At 67.0% G+C, this 20,493-nt stretch carries 17 protein-coding genes; 11 read left to right on the top strand and 6 right to left on the bottom strand.

The window, feature by feature from the left end:
• Nucleotides 1–5 precede the first annotated feature (5 nt).
• From G578_RS28065 to G578_RS24255, 3 genes are all read left to right on the top strand, one after another.
• Complete coding sequence (locus G578_RS28065; protein WP_051243595.1) at nt 6–1,520, top strand: sensor histidine kinase; 1,515 nt, start codon at nt 6–8, stop codon at nt 1,518–1,520.
• 427 nt (nt 1,521–1,947) lie between these two features.
• Nucleotides 1,948–2,460, top strand: coding sequence for an RNA polymerase sigma factor (locus G578_RS0101860; protein WP_028792800.1), 513 nt, complete (start codon nt 1,948–1,950; stop codon nt 2,458–2,460).
• Between the two features lie 206 nt (nt 2,461–2,666).
• Nucleotides 2,667–3,044, top strand: a complete 378-nt coding sequence (locus G578_RS24255; RefSeq protein WP_038013027.1) for a PRC-barrel domain-containing protein — start codon at nt 2,667–2,669, stop codon at nt 3,042–3,044.
• Between the two features lie 116 nt (nt 3,045–3,160).
• Here G578_RS24255 and G578_RS0101850 read toward each other — a convergent pair whose 3' ends face one another.
• A complete protein-coding gene (locus G578_RS0101850; protein ID WP_028792799.1) occupies nt 3,161–6,736 on the bottom strand; it encodes an ABC transporter ATP-binding protein in 3,576 nt (1,191 codons plus the stop codon).
• A 177-nt stretch (nt 6,737–6,913) separates the two neighbouring features.
• Here G578_RS0101850 and G578_RS24250 point away from each other — a divergent pair, with 177 nt between their 5' ends.
• Entirely contained in the window at nt 6,914–7,846 is a 933-nt protein-coding gene (locus G578_RS24250; RefSeq protein ID WP_051243592.1) for a LysR family transcriptional regulator, read from the top strand.
• Here G578_RS24250 and G578_RS0101840 read toward each other — a convergent pair.
• The gene (locus tag G578_RS0101840; RefSeq protein ID WP_051243589.1) at nt 7,843–8,598 is read right to left on the bottom strand and encodes an aspartate/glutamate racemase family protein; all 756 of its coding nucleotides are present in this window, start codon (nt 8,596–8,598) and stop codon (nt 7,843–7,845) included. The two genes, G578_RS24250 and G578_RS0101840, sit on opposite strands and share 4 nt — an antisense overlap.
• A gap of 74 nt (nt 8,599–8,672) precedes the next feature.
• On the opposite strand from G578_RS0101840, the gene G578_RS0101835 reads away from it, so the two are divergent.
• Nucleotides 8,673–9,242, top strand: coding sequence for a helix-turn-helix domain-containing protein (locus tag G578_RS0101835; RefSeq protein ID WP_051243586.1), 570 nt, complete (start codon nt 8,673–8,675; stop codon nt 9,240–9,242).
• Nucleotides 9,243–9,257: 15 nt separating this feature from the next.
• Here the strand turns inward: G578_RS0101835 and G578_RS0101830 are convergent, their stop codons facing one another.
• On the bottom strand, nt 9,258–9,686 hold the full coding sequence (locus G578_RS0101830) for a PAS domain-containing protein (protein ID WP_028792796.1): 429 nt from the start codon (nt 9,684–9,686) through the stop codon (nt 9,258–9,260).
• A 183-nt stretch (nt 9,687–9,869) separates the two neighbouring features.
• On the opposite strand from G578_RS0101830, the gene G578_RS0101825 reads away from it, so the two are divergent.
• On the top strand, nt 9,870–10,103 hold the full coding sequence (locus G578_RS0101825; RefSeq protein WP_028792795.1) for a hypothetical protein: 234 nt from the start codon (nt 9,870–9,872) through the stop codon (nt 10,101–10,103).
• Here G578_RS0101825 and G578_RS24245 read toward each other — a convergent pair.
• Nucleotides 10,100–12,742: a cation-translocating P-type ATPase gene (locus G578_RS24245; protein WP_051243583.1), complete on the bottom strand. Its 2,643-nt coding sequence runs from the start codon at nt 12,740–12,742 to the stop codon at nt 10,100–10,102. The genes G578_RS0101825 and G578_RS24245 overlap by 4 nt on opposite strands.
• Before the next feature lie 210 nt (nt 12,743–12,952).
• Between G578_RS24245 and G578_RS0101815 the strand changes: the two genes are divergently transcribed.
• Nucleotides 12,953–13,447 carry a hemerythrin domain-containing protein gene (locus G578_RS0101815; RefSeq protein ID WP_028792794.1) on the top strand — a complete coding sequence of 165 codons (495 nt, stop codon included), beginning with the start codon at nt 12,953–12,955 and terminating at the stop codon, nt 13,445–13,447.
• A 97-nt stretch (nt 13,448–13,544) separates the two neighbouring features.
• Here G578_RS0101815 and G578_RS0101810 read toward each other — a convergent pair whose 3' ends face one another.
• Both G578_RS0101810 and G578_RS0101805 read right to left on the bottom strand, forming a co-directional pair.
• Nucleotides 13,545–14,963, bottom strand: a complete 1,419-nt coding sequence (locus G578_RS0101810; protein WP_028792793.1) for an amidase — start codon at nt 14,961–14,963, stop codon at nt 13,545–13,547.
• The gene (locus G578_RS0101805; RefSeq protein WP_028792792.1) at nt 14,960–15,178 is read right to left on the bottom strand and encodes a hypothetical protein; all 219 of its coding nucleotides are present in this window, start codon (nt 15,176–15,178) and stop codon (nt 14,960–14,962) included. The genes G578_RS0101810 and G578_RS0101805 overlap by 4 nt, the downstream gene beginning before the upstream one ends.
• A 604-nt stretch (nt 15,179–15,782) precedes the next feature.
• Here G578_RS0101805 and G578_RS0101800 point away from each other — a divergent pair.
• The 4 genes from G578_RS0101800 to G578_RS24240 all read left to right on the top strand — a co-directional run bounded on the left by G578_RS0101800 (nt 15,783) and on the right by G578_RS24240 (nt 20,489).
• Nucleotides 15,783–17,369 (top strand): ABC transporter substrate-binding protein, encoded by a 1,587-nt coding sequence (locus G578_RS0101800; RefSeq protein WP_028792791.1) that lies wholly within the window; start codon nt 15,783–15,785, stop codon nt 17,367–17,369.
• A gap of 92 nt (nt 17,370–17,461) precedes the next feature.
• The gene (locus tag G578_RS0101795) at nt 17,462–18,418 is read left to right on the top strand and encodes an ABC transporter permease (protein ID WP_028792790.1); all 957 of its coding nucleotides are present in this window, start codon (nt 17,462–17,464) and stop codon (nt 18,416–18,418) included.
• Between the two features lie 20 nt (nt 18,419–18,438).
• Entirely contained in the window at nt 18,439–19,341 is a 903-nt protein-coding gene (locus tag G578_RS0101790; protein WP_028792789.1) for an ABC transporter permease, read from the top strand.
• Between the two features lie 11 nt (nt 19,342–19,352).
• A complete protein-coding gene (locus G578_RS24240) occupies nt 19,353–20,489 on the top strand; it encodes an ABC transporter ATP-binding protein (RefSeq protein WP_051243580.1) in 1,137 nt (378 codons plus the stop codon).
• Nucleotides 20,490–20,493: the final 4 nt, after the last annotated feature.

Raw genomic sequence — 20,493 nt, 5'->3', positions numbered from 1 at the left:
GATCGGTGAACCAGGGGCCCCCCGCATCGGTATTCTCACGATATAGCCGCTCGATCGCCGCCAAGCTGCTGATCGTCCTGATCCTGTTCCTTGTGGTGCCGGCGGTGCTCTACGGCCGGTTCCAGATGGCCGATCAGGAGCGTCGGGCCTTCATGCTGGAGAGCGTGCGCAGCCATGGTGCCGCCATCGCCCAGGCCTTGGCCGACGACGTGGGACGGCCCGAGGCCGACGTCTTCGCCGACGTGCCCGAGCGGCTGCACCTGTTCGAGACGCCGGGCATGCGCCTGCGCCTGCTGTTCAGCCCCGCCGGTGACGATAACGTCGCCGACTTCTTCTACGTCGCCACCACCCCGCCCTCCAGCGCCGAGCAGCTCGAGGTGGAGCGCCGGCTGTTCCGCGAGACCGGGCTGCTGAGCGATGTCTGGTCGTCCTGCTCCGGCATGCTGGAACTCAGTCGCGTCACCCCGGTACCCGATGGCGGACGCGAACTGTTGGTGTCCATCACCCCGATCCGCACCGCCCAGGGGTGCTGGGCGCTGATCGCCTCGCTGGCCCTGGAGGACGAGGTCGCCGCCTCGCTGATCGAACCGTACTGGCAGCGCCCGGAGGTGATCGCCGCCGTGGTGATCTATATGGCGATGGCCTCCATTCTCATCGTCGTCCTGCTGGACGTGCGCGGGGCCCTGCGGCGGTTCGAGCGGCACGCGCAGCGCATCGCCAGCGCGGGCGGTGCCGGGCGGTCGTTCCGCCGGCTGAACCGGGTGCCGGAGCTCGACGGTGTGGCCGGCGAGTTCGACGCCATGGTCCAGCGCCTGCACGACGTGGCGGTCGATATCCGCGCCTCGGCGGAGGAGCAGGTGCATGCCCTGAAGACCCCGATCGGCACCATCGCCCAGTCCATCGAGGCCCTGCGCCGCGCCGTGCCATCGGACAATGCGCGTGCCCATCGCATGCTCGGCATCATCGACCAGTCGCGCCAGCGGCTCAGCAGCCTGATCGTCGCCGGTCAGCGTACCACCGAGGCGGCGGCTCTGCTGGCCTCGCCGCCGCGCGACCCGGTTCGCATCGACGTTCTCCTGCGCGGCCTCTGCGCCGATTTCGAGGGACCGTGCGAGGCGCGGGGCATTCATCTCCATGCCGAGATCGCCGCCGAGGCGGTCGTCCTCGGCAGCGACGAGATGCTGGAGGCGGTCTTCGAGAACGTCATCGAGAACGCGGTCGGCTTCTCGCCGAAGGGGGCGACCGTTTCCGTCCGGCTCGGTCGGGTCGCGGGGGACGTGCGCATCGTGGTGCGCGATGTCGGACCCGGCGCCTCGAACGAGGTTCTCGGCCAGCTCTTCGACAAGGGCTTCACCAAGCGCCCGGCCGCGGCCGTGGACGAGGGGGGCGGCGGGCATTTCGGTCTCGGGATGTGGATCGTCAGCCGCAACGTCGAAGCCCTGAACGGATCGGTCTCCGCCCGCAACGCCGAGCCCGGCCTGGAAGTGACCATCTCCCTGCCCATCGCGGAAAAACCCTGACCCGCGGAATAACATCGCTCCGGCTAGGGTCATGATGTCAGCGGCCAACAAAATTGCCGCGTCATTGCCCCACTCCCCTGCAGGGCTCGCTTCGGCGGGCCCTGCACCTGGGGGCCCGATCCTCCGCTGCGCGGCGGGTCGCCAAGCCGGCGCCGTCACGACGTAACACCGAGAAGTCCCGGTTTTCCTAGGGTCTCGGCACCCGCCATGACGAGGGGCGGAAGATTGCTTCCCGTGGGATGGCAATAAAACGTAAGCGTGCCGCGTTCTTGCCGGAACCTCCCCGATCCCGCGACGTTCACAGCTTGGGGCCGGCATGGCACACACTTGTCACAGCTCTGGCCCAGCAACATCACAGCGGCCCCGCTAAGTCTTATTCAGACGACGGCGAACAGCCGAACACTTTGAAGGTTGTGGGAGCAGAGCAATGACCATCACCGAAATGCAGGCCAAAGAGCATTACAGCAGCGTGCAGCGCACGGCCCGGCGGCTTGTCGGCAACCGTGCCGACGCCGACGACATAGCTCAGGAGGCGCTGCTGCGGGCCATCGTCTATGTGCGCGACGGTCGCAAGGTGGAGAACTGGCGCGGCTATCTGAACCGCATCGTGCGCAACGTCATCGCCGACGACTATGCACGCAAAAAGCGTCAGGGTCCGGTCGTCGATCTCGACGACGTACAGGGCAGCCTCGGTGTGCTGCCGAACCAGTATCAGCGTCATCGGATTCACGAAATGCAGGACGCCATCAATGCGCTGCCGGAGCAGCAGCACGACGTCGTCCAGATGATCGCGGTGGACGGCATGTCCTACCGCGCCGCCGCCGAGCGCCTGGGGGTGCCGGTGGGGACCGTGATGTCCCGCCTGTTTCGCGGTCGCGAGACCCTGAAGGTTCGGATGGACGAGGGGCAGGCGCCCGAGGCCGCGGCCGTCGCCGCCTGATCAAGGGTCACGCGGAATTCGGATCGGCCGGGGGCTCTCCCCATCGTCCCCGCCGATCCGCCTTGGGCCCGCCGGCGCCGTTTCCCCCACCCCCACCCGCGGCGCCGGCGGGATCCCATGCAGACGGACCGGGTCCGTTTCAGTCGCGACCGAGGGAGGTAGCATTGAGAGCGAAGCTGACTACTACCGTCTTGAGTGCCGCATTCATGGCGGGAGCCGCCCAGATCGTCGCCGTTGCGGAGCCCGCGAATTCGCAGGTCACGGTGCCCGAGACCTCGAGGGTGCCCGCCGTGGAGGTGAACCCGGTGGGCCGGCCGCAGGTCGACGAGGCGACCTCCATCCGTGAAAAGCGGCTGGTCGGAGCCACGGTGATCTCGATCGACGAGAAGGAGGCCGGCGAGGTCCGGAAGATCGTTGACGACGGCGGGTCGCCCAAGGCGGTCGTCGAATACGAAGGGATCCTCGGCGTCGGCGACAAACGGGTCGCCATCCCGATCGCCGATTTCACCCTGATCTCCGAGGGTCGTGCCCGGGTCAGCCTCCGCGCGGCCGAGATCAAGGACCTGCCGAACTACGAGGGCTGATCGCCCGAACGTAACGCGTCGGGGCCTGGCGTTATTCCCCCGAGCTCCCCCCGAAGCGCCACAGCGCTCCGACGTCGGACCCCGCGGCTCAGGCCGCGGGGTCTTCTCGTACAGGCCTATTGAGCCGCCCAGGCCGAGGCAAGCTGGCGCGAGACAAGCTGGGCATACAGCCCGCCCTTGGCCAGCAGCACCTCGTGGCTGCCTTCCTCGACCAGCCGTCCTTCCTCCAGCACCACGATCTTGTCGGCGTCGCGGATCGTGGACAGGCGATGGGCGATCACGATGGTGGTGCGGTCGGCCTTCAGCTTGTCGAGCGCCCCGCGCACCGCCTGTTCGTTGACCGCGTCCAGGTGGGAGGTCGCCTCGTCCAGGATCAGGATCGGCGCGTCCTTCAGGAACGCGCGGGCGATCGCCACCCGCTGCCGCTGGCCGCCGGACAGCGACGTGCCGCGCTCGCCGACCGGCGTGTCGATGCCTTCGGGGAGGGTGTCCACCAGTTCCTGCAACGAGGCGTGGCGCACCGCCGCCTGAAGATCCTCCTCGGAGGCGTCGGGCCGGGCGACCAGGATGTTGGCCCGCAGGGTGTCGTTGAACAGGTAGGTGTCCTGGGCCACCAGGGCGATCCGGCCGCGCAGGTCGTCCAGCCCGTACTCCTTCAGGTCCACCCCGTTCATGGTGACCCGTCCGGCATCGGGGTCCCAGAACCGCATGAGCAGCTGCGCGGTCGTGGTCTTGCCGGCGCCCGAGGTGCCGACCATGGCGACCGTGGACCCCGCCGGGATCTCCAGGCTGACCGCGTTCAGGGCGTAGCGGTGCTGGCCGGGATAGGTGAAGGAGACGCCGTCCAACGCCATGGAGGCCGGACCCTCGGCGGCCGGTACACCGGGGCCGTCGGTCACCGGCACCGGCTCGTTCTCCAGCCCGTAGTAGCGCCGGGTCGCCCCCAGGGTGTCGGCGAGCTGCCGGCCGATCTGGGCGATCTCGGACACCGGCAGGAACGCCGCCATCGCCAGCAACGTGAGCAGCGGCAGGAGGCCCGGATCGATCACGCCGTTGGACGCCATCACCGCCCCGGTCACCACCACCGCCAGGCCGCCGAGACCGGTGAAGATCTCCAGCAGGCTCTGCTGCAGGGTCAGTTCCTCGAAGAACGGCAGGCGCAGGTCGATGTGACGCTGGGTCAGCTTCTCGATGAGCTGACCGCGCCGGTCCTCCTGCTGGAAGGCGACGATCTCGCCGAGGCCCTGGACCGAGTCCACGGCGACGGCGCCGAGCTCGCCTGCCGCCTCCCGCGCTTCGGAGCCGAGCTGGTCGACCTTGCCGCGCATCAGGAACGGCGCCAGCGCCACCGCCGCCAGGAACGGCACCAGGGCCACCGCCACCCAGACGCTCTGGCTCGCCAGCACCGCCACCACGGCGGCCGGTACCAGGACGGCGACGAAGGCCGGGGCGACCGTATGGGCGAAGAAATACTCGATCAGCTCGATGTCATGGGTGGCGAGCGACATCAGGTCGCCGGTGCGCCGGCGCACCAGATAGGCCGGCGACAGGGCGTCGAGCTTGCGAAAGGCGGCGATGCGCATTTCGGCCAGCAGGCGGAACGCCATGTCGTGGGCGAGCCAGGATTCCAGCCAGTGCAGCAGGCCCGACAGCGGCGCGATCACGGCCAGCGCGATCAGCCACTGGTCGTATGAGGTTCCGTTCTTCAGCGCCAGGATCGTCAGCGCGCTGAACACGCCGACACCGATGAAGGCGAGCACCCGCAGGACGCCGAAGGCGAAGGTCAGGGTCAGCCGGCCCCACCAGGGCAGGGCGGTGGCCATCAGCGCTTTCACCACCTGGAACCAGCCCAGGCCCTCGGCCTTGATGATGCCCTCGGTCGGTGCCTGCTTGGCCCCGCCCGGCACCGACGACAGGGTCTCCGCCGCCGGCTTGGGATCGATCACGGCATCGCCCTCGGCACGCTGGGATTCCCGCGCCTGCTCGGCCATCAGCCGGGCGTAGACGTCGCCCTTGGCCATCAGCGCGTCGTGGGCGCCTTCCTCAACCACCTGGCCCTTGTCGAGCACCAGGATACGGTCGCAGTCGATGACGCTGGACAGACGGTGGGCGAGCACAAGGGTGGTGCGGCCCTTCATCAGCCGGTTCAGGGCGTCCTGGATCACCGCCTCGTTCTCGGCATCGACCGCGCTCAACGCCTCGTCCAGCACCAGGATCGGGGTGTCGCGCAGCAAAGCGCGGGCGATCGCCACGCGCTGGCGCTGGCCGCCGGACAGCTTGATGCCCTTCTCGCCCACCACCGTCTGATAGCCTTCGGGCAAACCGGCGATGAAGCCGTGGATATTGGCGGCCTGGGCGGCGGCGATGACATCCTCGTCCGATGCCTCGGGCCAGCCCATGCGGATGTTGTCGCCGATGGTGCCGTGGAACAGGAACGTGTCCTGATTGACGACGGAGATGCGCGAGCGGATCTGCTCGAAGGACATCTCGCGCAGGTCGACACCGCCGATGCTCACGCGGCCCTGCTCGGGATCGAAGAAGCGCAGCAGCAGGCGCACCACCGAGGACTTGCCGCAGCCGCTGGGTCCGACCAGGCCGACCCGCTCGCCGGCGGCGACATGGAAGCCGAGCCCGTCATGCACCATGCGGCGGGCACCCGGATAGCGGAAACCGACGCCCTCGAACGAGACCGACGGGGTCAGGCTCTCTGCCGCCGGGTTGTGCGCACCGTCGACCACCGCCGGAACGCCGTCCAGCAGGTGATAGACGCCCTTGGCCGCCGACATGCCGACCATGCCCTGGTGCAGCACGTTGCGCAGTTCGCGCATGGGCCGGAAGATCTCCACGCCGAGCATCATGATGATCAGCAGCTCGGTCAGCTCCATCGCGCCGGAATCCACCCGCCAGGCGCCGACGGCCAGCGCCGCCGCCGCCCCGCAGGCGATGGCGGTGTCGGTGATGCCGCGGGCCAGCGAGTTGGTCGCCAGCACCCACATGGTGCGCTTGAACAGGTCCCGCGCCTTGGCGGCCAGCGTGTCGGCCCGCTGGGTGCCCTGGCCGAAGGCCTTCAGGGTCGGCAGGCCCTGGATGCTGTCCAGGAACTCGGCGGCGAAGGCGGAATAGGCCTTCTGCCGGCGCAGGGAATTGCGCTGGTCGAGGCTGTGCCAGATCGCCGGCGCGAACAGCGAGATCAGCGCGAAGACCAGCAGCACGCCCGCCACCGGCAGGTCGAGGAAGGCGGCGAAGGCGAAGATCAGGACCGGCGTCAGGAGCGAGACCAGCCCCTGGGGCAGATACTGGCCGAAATAGGTTTCCAACTGCTCCACCCCGTCGACCAGGGTGAGGGTGATCCCGCCGGAGCGCTCGCGCCCGACATAGGCCGGGCCGAGTTCGGCCAGCTTGTCGAACAGCTTGCGCCGCAGCTTCTTCTGCACGATGGCGGCGGTGCGGTGCGCGACCGTGTTGCGCCAGTGCTCGAAGGCGCCGCGCAGAACCATGACGGCGGCGATCGCCGCGATCGGCCACATGAGCTGCTCCACCGTGTCGCCGGCGAAGATGCGGCCGATCAGCCAGCCGAGCAGGGCGAGCCGGGCCACGCCCAGCGCCACCGCCGCCAATCCGACCACGACCGCCAGCGCGATACGCCAGCGAACGCCCTGCGTGAATGCCCAAAGCCGCGTCTCGAAATGCATGGGGGTCATCCCTCAGAATCGATGTCACGTTCATCCTAGTTGAGAATGACTCCGAACTAGATGGACGATTGCGAAGACCGCGTGTACGAATTTGAACATTGATGCGGCGCGGTATGAACGCTCAGTATCGAATGAAGAGATCAGGCTGGGCGGCTTCTGCCGTGATCGGAGGATGCGATGATCAGCGACTGGGACAATCTCCGGGTGTTTCTCGCCCTGGCCGAGGAAGGCAGCCTGACGGCCGCCGCCCGCAAGCTGAAGGTCAGCCATCCGACCGTCGCGCGCCGGGTTAAGGCGCTGGAGGACGAACTCGGCTCGCGGCTGTTCGAACGGCTGCCCGACCGCTTCGTGCCGACCCTGGCGGCGACCCATCTGCTGGACGAGGTCCGGGCGATGGAGCAGGCGGCCCAGGCGCTGGCCCGGCGCAGCGCCGGCCTGACCGATACCCATCTCGGCACCGTGCGGATCTCGGTCGACGAGACCATGGCGGAGTTCATCTCCCGCCACCTGATGCGCCTGCGCGAGAACCACCGCTGCATCGAGTTCGAGATCGCCGTCGCCCATACCTCGGCCAACCTGTCGCGGCGCGAGGCCGACCTGCTGATCCGCAACACCTTCCCCGACAGCGCCCATCTGGTGGGCCGCAAGCTCGGCCGCTTCGCCTATGCGGTCTATGGCGTCCGCGAGTTTGCGGCCGGGTCCGACGGCAGTCCGGCCGCCCTGCGCGCGCTGCCGTGGATCGGCTTCGACGACGACCATGTCTACATGCCGGGCCAGCAATGGCAGGTGGATCTGCTCCAGGGAACCGCGCCGGAGGTGCGCACCAATAACGGGGTGGTGCTGTACCACGCGATCCATAACGGCCACGGGGTGGGCGTGCTGCCCTGTTTCCTCGGCGACACGGATCCGGCCCTTGTCCGGCTGACCCCGATCCTCAGCGAGGTGGTGGTCGACGAATGGATGCTGGTGCACCGCGATATGCGGTCGCTGCCGCGCATCCGCGTGGTCATGGACGCTCTGGTTCGGCTGTTCCAAGACACCCGGGCGGAAATGGAAGGGCGGGTCGCCGTCCCCACTCCGGTCAACGATCTCGCGGCGGTGGGCAGCTAAGACTTCGTTGCCCCGCCGATCGCGTGCCGAAGGGCCGCATCGGCGAGCAGGCGGGTGGAATCCAGGGTCGGCAGGGCCGAGTTCCCGTCCGACAGGACCAGCGGCAGTTCGGTGCAGCCCAGGATGACGGCGTCGCAGCCGCGGTCCCGCATCCGCGCGATCAGCCCCTGCAGATAGGCGGTCGAGCTCTCGACCTGAATGTCGTTCACCAACTCGTCCATGATGATGCGGGCGACGGCGTCCTTCTCGTCCTCCTCCGGCCTCAGGAATCCGATGCCCTGGTCGGCCAGCGCGTCGGGATAGACCGAGCTGTCGACCAGCCAGCGGGTGCCGAGCAGGGCCGCCCGCCGCACGCCGCGGCGTCGGGCCTCGTCGGTCACGGCCTCGGCGATATGCAGCCATGGCAGGGGCGAGTGCGGCCGCACATGGTCCATGGCGGCGTGGATCGTGTTGTCCGGACAGATCAGGAACTCCGCTCCCGCTGCCGCCAGCTTCTGCGCCGATCTCAGCATGATCGCCCCAACTTCCGCCAGGTCGCCGGCATCGAGGGCCGCGACATACGCGGCCAGCGAGGTGCCGTGTAGCGCGATCTCCGGGTGGGCGTGCGGCCCCAGCAGGGCGGGTGCCCGGGCGCACAGCGTCCGGTAACACAGGGCGGCACCCTCCGACGAGCAGGCGACGATGCCGATGGTCTTCGGCGTCCGCGCGGCGGGTTTCTGGGTGACGGTGGGGTCGGGATCGGGATAAGTCATGGCGGTCTCTCATTCGATCGTTCGTTCAATATATGGAACGAACGTCGCTACCGTCAAACTCGGAGTGCCGCGCCATGACCAATGAGGACCGGGACGATGCCGCCCGCCGCCGCGCCTTCGCCCAGGTGCTGCAGGCCAGACGCAAACAGACAGGCATGTCCCTCAGCGAGGTGGCAAGGGCGGCGGGGATCGCCAAGTCGAACCTGTCGCGGCTGGAGTCCGGTGAGGGGAACCCGAGCCTGGAGACCCTCTGGGCCCTGAGCGGCGCCCTGAACGTCAGCGTGAGCGACCTGATCGACCAGCCGGGCGGCCAGGCCCGGCTGGTCCGGCGGGGCGAGGCGAGCGACCTGCGCGCGGATGCGGCCGATTACGGGGTGACGCTTCTGTCGCGCTGCCCCGCGGGTGCGACTCGCGATCTCTACCGGGTGGCCTTCCAGCCGGGCGCGCGCAAGGTGTCGGCCCCGCATGCCACGGCGCGAGTCGAGCATATCGTGCTGCTGTCGGGGCGGGCGCGGGTCGGGCCTGTCGGCGCCGAGGAGGATCTGCTGCCCGGCGACTACCTCACCTTCCCGGCGGCCCGGGAGCATGTCTACGAGGCGCTGGAACCGGATACCGAAGCGCTGGTCGTGATCGAGAGCGGCTGAACCGGCCCGCAACTTTCAGCGGCGCGAGTCCACCAGGTCGATGGTCACCAGCAGGTGCGAGACCTCGCCGTTCTCGCCGGTCAGCGGCATGATCAGGTGATCGCGCAGGGTGACTTCCTTGAAGGGCCCCGCATAGGGCACCGGCGCATGCACCGGCGCGCGGGTCGCCACCGCCTTGCGCAGGGCGGTCATCAGTGGCCCGTCGTCGGTGATATGGGGCAGTGAGCCCACCAACTGGCCGGTATAGTTGCCGCGGGAGGCCGAGCGCACGGCGTCACCGATCACCCGGAATCGGAAGTCGCCGCCGCGGTCCAGGACGTCGAGAAACACCACATTGGGCAGCAATCCCGGGATGTCCGCGGGATCGAAGTCGATCCGCTGCGGAGTCGGCCGATCGCCTCGGATCGACTGCCAGTAGTCCAGACTTTGCTCAATCTTCGACATTCTTGACCTGTCACGTCTTCGAGTTCGAGGGGCGCCTGACCGGAGACTGCGGAAACGAGATGACCTACCTCAAGCGGCCATGCCGCGAGAGTTTGTACGGGTATCCGGCGAACCCTCGAGCGGATGTCCAACTTCTGTCGCGTGTCATGATAGGCAGGAGGCCTTAAGCATTCGTATAATCAGATGCTTAATAAAACCTCCAGAGAGTGCCTCTCACAGATTGGTGAAAGCCGGCACCGTGGCGATCAGCCCGCGCTTGCGCAGCACGTCCTGGCCGACGGCGACGGGCTACGCCGGGTCTACCGCGAGCGGGCCGACGGCACCGAGGCGGCGCTGCCTGGCAAGACCAACCTGCGCATCGCCAGGGGCGACCGGATGATCGCCGACTCCTCCGGCGGCGGATACGGGGTGGCTTAGACCGTCCGCCGGTGCCAGGCCTTGTGCGCTTCCTCCAGGGCCAGCAGCACCAGGGCCACCGCCAGCATCGAGGCCCATTCGTGCCAGCCGATCGGCTGGATCGCCAGCACGTCGCTGAGCCCCGGCACGTACATCGAGCCGATATGGACGAGCTGGGCGATCGGGACCGCCAGCATCAGGAACGGGTTGGCCAGCAGCGGGATGCGGAAGATCGAGCGGGTCTCCGACCGGCTGCACAGGGCGTGGATATTGCCGAACAGCACCATCAGCATCAGCGTCAGGTTGCGCGCCATGTCGAGGTCGTAGCCCATCGCCAGCAGGGCCTCGAACGTGGCGTAGGCCAGCACGCCCATCGCGCCGCCGATGATCAGCACATGCTCGACGATGCGCCGCTCGAAGATCGGCTCGCCCGGCCGGCGCGGTCGCTTCGACAGCTCGCCGCCCTCCTTCGGCTCGAAAGCCAGGGCGACATCCTGCAGCCCGTTGGCGACCAGGTTCAGCCAGAGCAGTTGGACTGCGGTCAGCGGCATCGGCAGGCCGGTCAGCACGCACAGGAAGAACAGCAGGATGGCGGAGAAGCCGGTGGCGATCAGCAGGCCGACCACCTTGCGGATGTTGTTGTAGACCACCCGGCCCTGCTCGACCCCATCGACGATGGAGGAGAATTTGTCGTCGGTGATGATCAGGTCGGCCGCCTCCTTGGCGACATCGGTGCCGCGCTTGCCCATGGCGATGCCGACATTGGCCCGGTGCATGGCCGGGGCGTCGTTCACCCCATCGCCGGTGACCGCCACGAAATGCCCGGCCCGCATCAGGGATTCCACGATCTGCTGTTTCTGCAGCGGCTCGATCCGGGCGAAGACCCGGGCATCGCGGACCAGGGCGTCGATATGCTCCAGGCCCTTCGCCTCGGCCGCCTTCAGGTCGCTGCCGGTGACCACCGGATCGTCAGGTCCGGCGATGTCCAGATCCCGGGCGATGGCATGGGCGGTGGCCGGGTGGTCGCCGGTGATCATCGCGACCTCGATCCCGCCGGCGCGACAGCGGTCGACGGCCTCGCGCGCCTCCGGGCGGATCGGGTCGATCATCGCGACCATGCCCAGCAGGGTCATCTCCTCCATCGCCCGCAGCGCCGGCCCGCGCTCCGGCAGCTCGCGGCGGGCCAATGCGATCACCCGATAACCGTCGCTGGCCAGACCTTCGAACTGAGCGGTGACGGCGGCATGGTCGATCGGCACCCGACCGGCGGCGGTCTGCATATGCGTGGACATCGCCAGCAGCTTTTCCGGGCTGCCCTTCACATGCAGGAAATGCCGCTCCGACCAGCGGGTGAGACTGCCCGACAGCGCCCGTTCGGACTCGTAGGGCACCAGTTCCACCCGGTCCTGCTCGGCATGCAGACCGCTGATCGACAGGCCTAGCTTCTTGGCCAGCACCAGGAACGCCACGTCGACGATGTCGCCGTCGAAGTCCCAGGTCTCGCGGCCGGCATAGTCCAGGTGGCTCTCGTTCGCCAGGGTGCCGGTGGTGCACAGCGCCCGCAGGCGGTCCAGATGCGGGCCGACCGGCACGGAGGCGCCATTGCCGGTGTCGTGCTCCTCGACCGTGCCGGGACCGATGCCGGCGCCGGTGACCGCGAAGCTGATTCCGTCGGGCAGGACGATCCGGCTGGCCGTCATCTCGTTGACCGTCAGGGTGCCGGTCTTGTCGGAGCAGATGAAGGTGCAGGAACCCAGCGCCTCCACGGCGATCAGCTTGCGGATGATGACGTTGTGCCTGGCCATGCGGTCCATGCCGATGGCGAGCGCCACGGTCAGGGCGGCGGGAAGGCCCTCGGGGATGGTCGACACCGCGAGACCGATCGCCATCAGCGCCATTTCCGAGGTGCTGTAGCCGCCGACCGCCAGCATCAGGGCGACCAGGGCGGCGATGGCGACCGCGATGCCGGCGGCGACCTGATAGGTGAAGCGGCGCACCCGGATCATCAGCGGCGGCTCGGACACCCGACGGGCGGAGACCTCCCCGGCGATGGAGCCCAGCTCGGTGGCGAGGCCGGTGGCGATGACCTCGCCCTCCGCCCGACCATGGGTGACGACAGTGCCGGCGAAGCAGGTGTCCCGGCGCTCGGCGAGGGGGGCGTCGGCCGGAATGGCCACCGCCACGCTCTTGCTGACGGCAACGGACTCCCCGGTCAGCATGGACTCGTCGACCGCCAGATTCTGGGCGTCGCGCAGTTTCACATCTGACGGAACCTTGTCGCCCGAGGCGAGCAGCAGCAGGTCGCCGGGCACCACCGCCTCGCTGTCGATCGTGTGGGGCCGGCCGTCGCGGATCACCCGGGCGGAGCCGCGTACCATCTTGCGTAGGGCCGAGGCCGATTTCTGGGCGGCATGCTCCTGCACCGTGCCGATCAGCGCGTTGATCAGCAGCACGGCGACGATGAAGGCGCCGCTCGGCACCTGGCCGATGGCGAAGGAGACCGCCGCCGCGATCATCAGGATGTAGATGAACGGGCTGAGGAACTGGCGGATAAAAAGGACGGCGAGCCCGGGCGCCTTCGGTTCCGGCAGCCGGTTGGGGCCGTATTGCCGCAGGCGGTTCTCCGCTTCTTCCTGTGTCAGGCCGGTCGGGAAAGCCATGGGGTCGCATCCGCAGCGTATCTATGTCGCCCCGGTATGAAGCATTCGATGTTGCGGTGCAATGCGACCAGTCGCCGATGCCGCGGGACCGCAGGTCGACGGTTTGGAACCGTTCGACTTGTAGGTCGTTCCCTTCATCACATCAGCATCATGACGAGCGGACACGCCGACCGGCGGAACGTACGCTCACCACCATGTCAGGAGAGTGAAATGGCGACGAACACCATGGAGCGCCAATCCGCCAGCGGGAAGAAGTCGGACACCATCGTCGACGTGATCGCTGCCGAGCATAACCGGCTGCGCGCGCTGTTCGATCGCCTCCACGCCGAGAAGGACGCCGACAAGAAGGCCCGAAACGACCTGTGGGCCAAGGCCAAGCAGGAACTCCTGGCCCATCACGAGGCGGAGGAAGAGAGCCTGTTCAACGCTCTGGTCCAGACCTCCAAGGACGCCCGCCACGAGAGCCTGCATGCCATCTCCGAGCATGGCGAGCACAAGAAGGTGATAGAGCAGATGGAGGCCATGTCCCCGGACGACGAGGACTGGGACGAGAAATTCGAGGAACTCCGCCACGACGTCTTCCATCACCTGGAGGAGGAAGAGGAGGACGTGCTGCCGCTGGTCTCCGACGTGCTGTCCGACGACAAGGCGCGCGAGCTCGGTGCCAAGTACCGCGAGATCCATAAGGACGAGATGGGCGACTGATCGCTCATCTTTAGTGTAGAAGTCCGGCTCTATTGTAGAAGACCGGCCGGCCGCGCTTCCGAAAGGCGGCGCGGCCGGTTGCCGTTCGGTCTGGCGGTCAGGCGGCTTCCACCAGGGCCGGCTCCGGCCATTTCAGGTGCCATTGGGTCGCCGCCTCGTAGGCTTGGCCGACCCGGAACACCGTCGCCTCGTCGAAATAGCCGCCGACGATCTGCATCGACAGCGGCAGGCCGCTGTCGCTGAAGCCGATCGGGATCGACATCGCCGGGTTGCCGGTGACATTAAACGGCATGGTCTGCATCGGCCAGGCGAGGGGGAATCCCTTCTGCGGCGCATCGATCCGCGGGGCCGGGGTCATCGAAGACGGGGCCAGCAGGACGTCGTACTGCTTCAGGAAGATGCTGTTCACCTCCTGGCTCAGCTCGCGGCGCAGGCGCTGGGCCTGGACCAGATCGGCGGCCGAGATATAGGCGCCCAGCATGATCCGCTCCATGGTGAGCTGGCCGAAGTCGAGCGGCCGGGTCTTCAGATCCTCCTCATGAATCGCATAGGCCTCGGCCAGCAGGATCACCCGGCCGCAGGAATTGTACTGGGTGAAGGGCGAGGCGCCCTGGACGTCCTCGACCTCGGCGCCGAGGCTCCGAAGGGTCTCCGCCGCTGCGTCGATGGCCGAACTGCTCTCCGGCGCCATGCCCTCGGCGTCGGCGTAGAACGAGCGCAGCAGGCCGATCTTCATGCCCTTCACGCCGGCATTCAGCGACGCGCGGAAATCCGGCACCGGCATGTCGGCGCAGGCCGGGTCGATGGCGTCGTAGCCCGCCACCGCCTGCAAGGTGATCGCCGCGTCCTCCACCGTCTTCGACAGCGGGCCGCAATGGTCCATGGTGTAGGACAGCGGGAACACGCCGCGCCGGCTGACCAGGCCGTAGGTCGGCTTGATGCCGATGACGCCGCAATAGGCTGCCGGACCGCGGATCGAGCCGCCGGTGTCGGAGCCCATGGCCGTGCGCATCATGCCCATGGCGACCGCCGCCCCCGAGCCGCTGGACGAGCCGCCCGGGCCGTGGTCGCGATTCCAAGGATTGCGCGCCGGCGGGAAGGGCAGGTCGAAGGACGGGCCGCCGAAGGCGAACTCATGGGTCGACAGCTTGCCGAGCAGCACGCCGCCGGCCTGCGCCAGCTTCTCGGCGCAGACACTGTCGGTCGCCGGGATCACGTCCTCGCGCAGTTTGGAATGGCACGTCGTGCGGATGCCGGCGGTGTCGTAGATGTCCTTCAGGCCATAGGGGATGCCATGCATCGGGCCGCGGTCGGTGCCGTCGGCCAGTTCCCTGTCGGCCTTGGCGGCGTCCTGCATGGCGCGGTCGCCGGTCACCGTGATGAAGGCGTTCAGCGCCGGATCCAGCTCGGCGATGCGGCTGAGGCAGTGTTCGGTGATCTTGGCCGACGTGAGGGACCCGTTGCGCAGCCCGGTGCCGAGGTCGGCGATGGAGAGGGTTTCCAAAGGTTCGGTCATGGTGCGGCACTCCGGATGATGGTGTCGGGAACGAAGATGCCGGCCGGCTCGGCGGCCGCCGTGCGCGGACGGCGCAGATCGGCGGTCATCGCCTGCAGGCCGACGAAACCCTCGTAGATCGTCTCCACCCGCTCGGGCGGGAGGGTGAGACCGTTGAGGGCGGTCATGGCCTCGAAGGCATGGCGCATGGACGCGGTTCGATCGTCGGTGGACATCGCGGAACTCCTCGGGAAATGGCCGGTCGACACGCGGATGGCATCACGCGCGCAGATAAATTGTATCCAAAATTAGCCCCGTTTCGTCGAGTCTTTTTGCGTTGCACAATTAAGCGGCGGGATCAGATTCGCATATATCAGTGATTTCAGGTATTTATGTCGGATATACAGATTCTGTATTTCCGAAAATTACAACTGTGGTCATCAAACGCGCATAAACTGGATTCTAACTGTGCACAATATTGCGATGCAGCATGATGTTGAGGTGGGGTTTGTGAACCCGGAAAGCCGGAATTCGATCCTTCCTGCAGCCGCTTAAATTCAATGAGGCTCTGCTATAGCTTTGAATGCGTTCGATTATACGACGCAGGGTCCGGTCCAAAATCGATGCGTCAAAGTGTATTGGATACAATTTGGCCTATTTCGGCACGCCGATTGCAAAACCTTGAAGCCATGTCGCGGAACGTGCGCCCGGCCCCGCTCTCTTCGGAGTGCTGGGACGGGCAGCGCCGAAGGAAGTCCGGCGGATCTCCCAAACGGGGCGGTCCAAGCGGGTTCGGGGCGTTGCGAACAGTGCGGCGGGTACACGCAAGGAGGCTTCACAATGCGTAACTTCAAGACACTGGCATCGGCGATCGCCGTGTCTGCCGGACTGGCGATGGCGGCGCTTCCGGCGTCGGCCGAGTCCGTGCTTCGCGTTGCCATGACGGCAGGCGACATTCCGGTCACGATCGGTCAGCCCGACCAGGGGTTCGAGGGCTACCGGTTCGTCGGCTACAATCTGTACGACACCCTGACGCTCTGGGACCTGTCCCAGGGCGAAACCGCCGCCGACATCAAGCCGGGTCTGGCGACCTCTTGGGACATCGATCCCAACGACCACACCCGTTGGATCGTCAAGCTGCGCGAGGGCGTGAAGTGGCATGACGGCTGCGATTTCGTCGCCGAGGACGTGGCCTGGAACTTCGCCCGCGTCTCGGACGACAAGGCCCCGCAGTTCAACGCCAAGCAGTTCGCCGACATCCGGAACCGGACCGGCATCATCGACAAGGTCGAGGTGATCGACGACCACACGGTCGCCTTCATCACCAAGCAGCCGGACGCGCTGTTCCCCTACCAGCTCTCGTACTGGTTCATGATCAGCCGCTGCAAGCTCACCGAGCTCGGCAACGACTATGAGAAGTACGCCGTCGATCCGTCCGGCACCGGTCCGTACAAGTTCGCCAGCATGGTGGCGCAGGAGCGCCTGGAGCTGGTCAAGAACGCCGACTACTGGGACGAGAAGCGGATCCCGAAGCACGACCGGCTGGTGCTGATCCCGATGCCGGAGGCGACGACCCGGGCCGCCGCCCTGCTGTCGGGCCAGGTCGACTTCATCGAGGCGCCGTCGCCGGATACCATTCCACGGCTCGAATCCTCGGGCATGACCATCGTGACGGCCCCGTACCCGCACAACTGGTCCTACCAGCTCAACTTCGTCGACGGCGCCTTCAAGGACGTGAAGGTCCGCCGCGCCGCGAACTACGCGCTCAACCGGTCTGAGTTCAAGGCCCTGCTCGGCGGCTACATGATCGAGGGCTACGGCATCGTGCCGCCGTCGACGCCGTATTACGGCAAGCCGGAATACGTCTACGAGTACGACCCGGAGAAGGCGACCGCGCTGCTGAAGGAGGCCGGCTGCCACCCGTGCAAGATCACCCTGGCGATCTCCACCTCGGGGTCCGGTCAGATGCAGCCGCTGCCGATGAACGAACTGGTGAAGAGCCAGCTCGATGCGGTCGGTTTCGACACCACCCTGGACGTCATGGACTGGAACGCGCTGCTCGATGTCGGCCGCCCGGGCCGTGAGAAGAACCCGCAGATCGACGGCATCAACATCAGCCGCGCCCTGCAGGATCCGTTCAGCGCCCTGATCCGCCACGTTTATACCCTGCAACATGCGCCGAAGGGGTCGAACTGGGGGCACTACACCAACCCCGAGGTCGATACCGTGATCGACGAGATCTACGCCGCCTTCGACCCGCAGGTGCGCATGGAGAAGCTGACCAAGCTGCACGAGATGATGGTCGATGACGCGACGATGCTCATGGTCGCCCACGACGTAAACCCACGGGCCATCGCGCCGAACGTGAAGGGTTTCGTTCAGGCCCAGAGCTGGTTCCAGGACCTGACCCCCATCGTGGTCGAGTAAGCCCCGACCCACGACGGTCCGGCCGGCCCGCCCACCCGGGGTCGGCCGGACCTCCCTCGCCAGAGCCCTCTCCGAGCCGAAGGGACCTTTCGATGATCGCCTATATTCTGCGCCGCTTGCTGTTCGTGATTCCCATTGCCCTGGGCGTGAGCATCGTCTGCTTCGCTCTGGTGTATATCGCGCCGGGCGATCCGCTGAACACGCTGCTTCCCGAGGATGCAAGCGCCGAGACCATCGCCATGGTCAAGAAGGCCTACGGCTTCGACAAGCCGATCCCGGTTCAGTACTTCATCTGGCTCGGCAAGGTTCTGACCGGCGACTTCGGAAATTCCATCGCCTCCGGCCGCGCCGTCACCGACGATCTCTTCAAGGCGCTCGGCAACACGATCCTGCTCGCCGGGGGCGCCGTCGTCGTCGCCTTCTCTCTGGCCTTCGTCATGGGCCTCGTCGCCGGCTACCACTCCGGTGGTCCGGTGGACCGCGCGGTGACCGGTATCGCGGTGATCGGCGTCAGTATCCCGAACTACTGGCTCGGGATCGTTCTGGTCATCATTTTCGCCGTCGAGCTGAACGTGCTGCCGGCCACCGGTATGGGACCGCGCGGATCCGACACCTTCAATTTCTGGGAGTGGGATCACTTCCGCCATCTGCTGATGCCGATGCTCACCCTGTCGATGATCCCGATCGGCATCATCACCCGCACCACCCGCGCCGCGGTGGCCGAGGTTCTGAACCAGGACTTCGTCGAGACGCTGCGGGCAAAGGGGCTGGGCGAGCGGGAGATCCTGGTTCACGTCATCAAGAATGCCCTGCCGCAGGTGCTGGCCGTGATGGGGCTGCAGTTCGGCTATCTGATGGGCGGGTCGATCCTGGTGGAGACGATCTTCACCTGGCCCGGCACCGGCTTTCTGCTGAACAAGGCGATCCTGACCCGCGACCTTCCGGTCCTGCAGGGCACGATCCTCGTGCTGGCGATGATCTTCGTCGCCACCAACCTGGTCATCGATCTGCTGCAGACGATGGTCGATCCGCGGCTGAAGCGCAGCTGAGGCAGAGGAGGGTATCCCCCATGGCGAACATCACCATGTCCCCGGCCGATGCGGTGGCCGTCCAAGGCGCCCCGGCCGTCCGGGTTCGCAGCTACTGGCAGAATGTCGGTTATCGGCTGCGCTACGACTACCTGACGCTGTTCTTCGGCGCGATGGTGATGCTGATCCTGCTGTCGGCGGTCTTCGCGCCGCTTCTGGCGCCGATGGATCCTTACGAGAGCAGCCTGATCAACCGGCTGAAGCCGATCGGCTATAAGGACTTCATTCTCGGCACCGACGAGCTCGGCCGCGATATCCTGTCGCGCATGCTCTATGGCGGACGGATCTCGCTCACCATGGGCATCATGCCGGTGCTGGTGGCGACCCTGGTCGGCGGCACGCTCGGCATCGTCGCCGGCTTCGTCGGCGGCCGGACCAATATGCTGATCATGCGCGTGGTCGACGTGTTCTACGCCTTCCCCTCGATCCTGCTGGCGGTCGCCATCTCCGGCGCCATGGGGGGCGGCGTCGTCAACGGTATGCTGTCCCTCACCCTGGTGTTCATTCCGCCGCTCTGTCGGGTGGCGGAGACCGCGACATCCCAGGTCCGCAATCTCGACTTCGTCGAGGCGGCCCGGGCCACGGGTGCGAAGACGTTCAGCATCATCCGGGTCCATATCCTCGGCAATGTGCTGGGCCCGATCCTCGTCTACTCCTCGAGCATGGTGAGCGTCAGCATCCTGCTGGCCTCCGGTCTGTCCTTTCTCGGTCTCGGCGTGACCCCGCCGGAGCCGGATTGGGGGCTGATGCTGAACACCCTGCGCCAGGCCATCTACATCAACCCGGTGGTCTGCGCGATCCCGGGGGTGGCCATCCTGATCACCTCGATCTGCTTCAACCTGGTCAGCGACGGACTGCGCTCGGCCATGGATGTCCGATTGTAAGGAGCGAGCCGATGACCGTGACCGAGGATACCCGTAAGGCGCCGGCGTTGAGTGCCGTCGATCGCAAGGACCTCCGCGACCGAGGCGGCGAGCGCCAGCCGATGCTCATCGCCCGCGAGCTGAAGAAGCATTTCCCGATCACCGGCGGGGTGTTCAACCGGGCGGTCGGCCATGTCCGCGCGGTGGACGGCGTGAGCTTCACGGTGATGAAGGGCGAGACCCTGGGCGTGGTCGGCGAGTCCGGCTGCGGCAAGTCCACGCTCGCCCGGCTGCTGATGCATCTGATCGAGCCGGACAGCGGCGAGCTGATCTTCGACGGCGACGCGGTCGGCGAGAAGGACGGGCTGCTGGTGCGCGACATGCGCCGGCTGATGCAGATGGTGTTCCAGGACAGCTACTCGTCCCTGAACCCGCGCATGCCGGTCGAGGACTCGATCGCCTACGGCAAGAAGGTGCACGGGGCGAGCGAGGCGGAGGCCAAGGCGGCGGCGCGCGAGCTGCTGACCAAGGTCGGGCTCGATCCGAACCTGTTCGGCCCGCGCTATCCGCACGAGCTGTCCGGCGGCCAGAAGCAGCGGGTGAACATCGCCCGTGCTCTGGTGTTGGAGCCGCGCGTGGTGATCCTGGACGAGGCGGTCTCCGCCCTGGACAAGTCGGTCGAGGCCCAGGTGCTGAACCTGCTGCGCTACCTCAAGCAACATTTCAACCTGACCTATGTCTTCATCTCCCACGACCTGAACGTGGTCCAATACGTCAGCGACCGCGTGCTGGTGATGTATCTGGGCGAGGTGGTCGAGATCGGTCCGGTGGACGAGATCTACGAGAACCCCAAGCACCCCTATACCCAGGCCCTGCTGGCCTCGCGCCTGTCCATGGACCCGGACGACCGGATCGAGGAGCCGCCGCTGGTCGGCGATCCGCCGAACCCGATCAATCCGCCCTCTGGCTGCCGCTTCCGCACCCGCTGCAAGCACGCGGAGAAGATCTGCGAGATCGATCGGCCGATCCTCGGCGAGTGGCTGTCGGCGGAGGCCCATGTCACCGCCTGCCATATGTTCGTGCCGAATTCCGGCCACTCGGTCGCCGCCGGTGCGCCGGTACCGCCGACCCCGAAACGTACCGAGGCCGCCATGGCCGGCGGCGATTGAGAAG

This window comes from Thalassobaculum salexigens DSM 19539 (assembly GCF_000423805.1).
Classification (GTDB): Bacteria; Pseudomonadota; Alphaproteobacteria; order Thalassobaculales; family Thalassobaculaceae; genus Thalassobaculum; species Thalassobaculum litoreum.
This window is presented reverse-complemented; position numbering and strand designations above follow the sequence as displayed.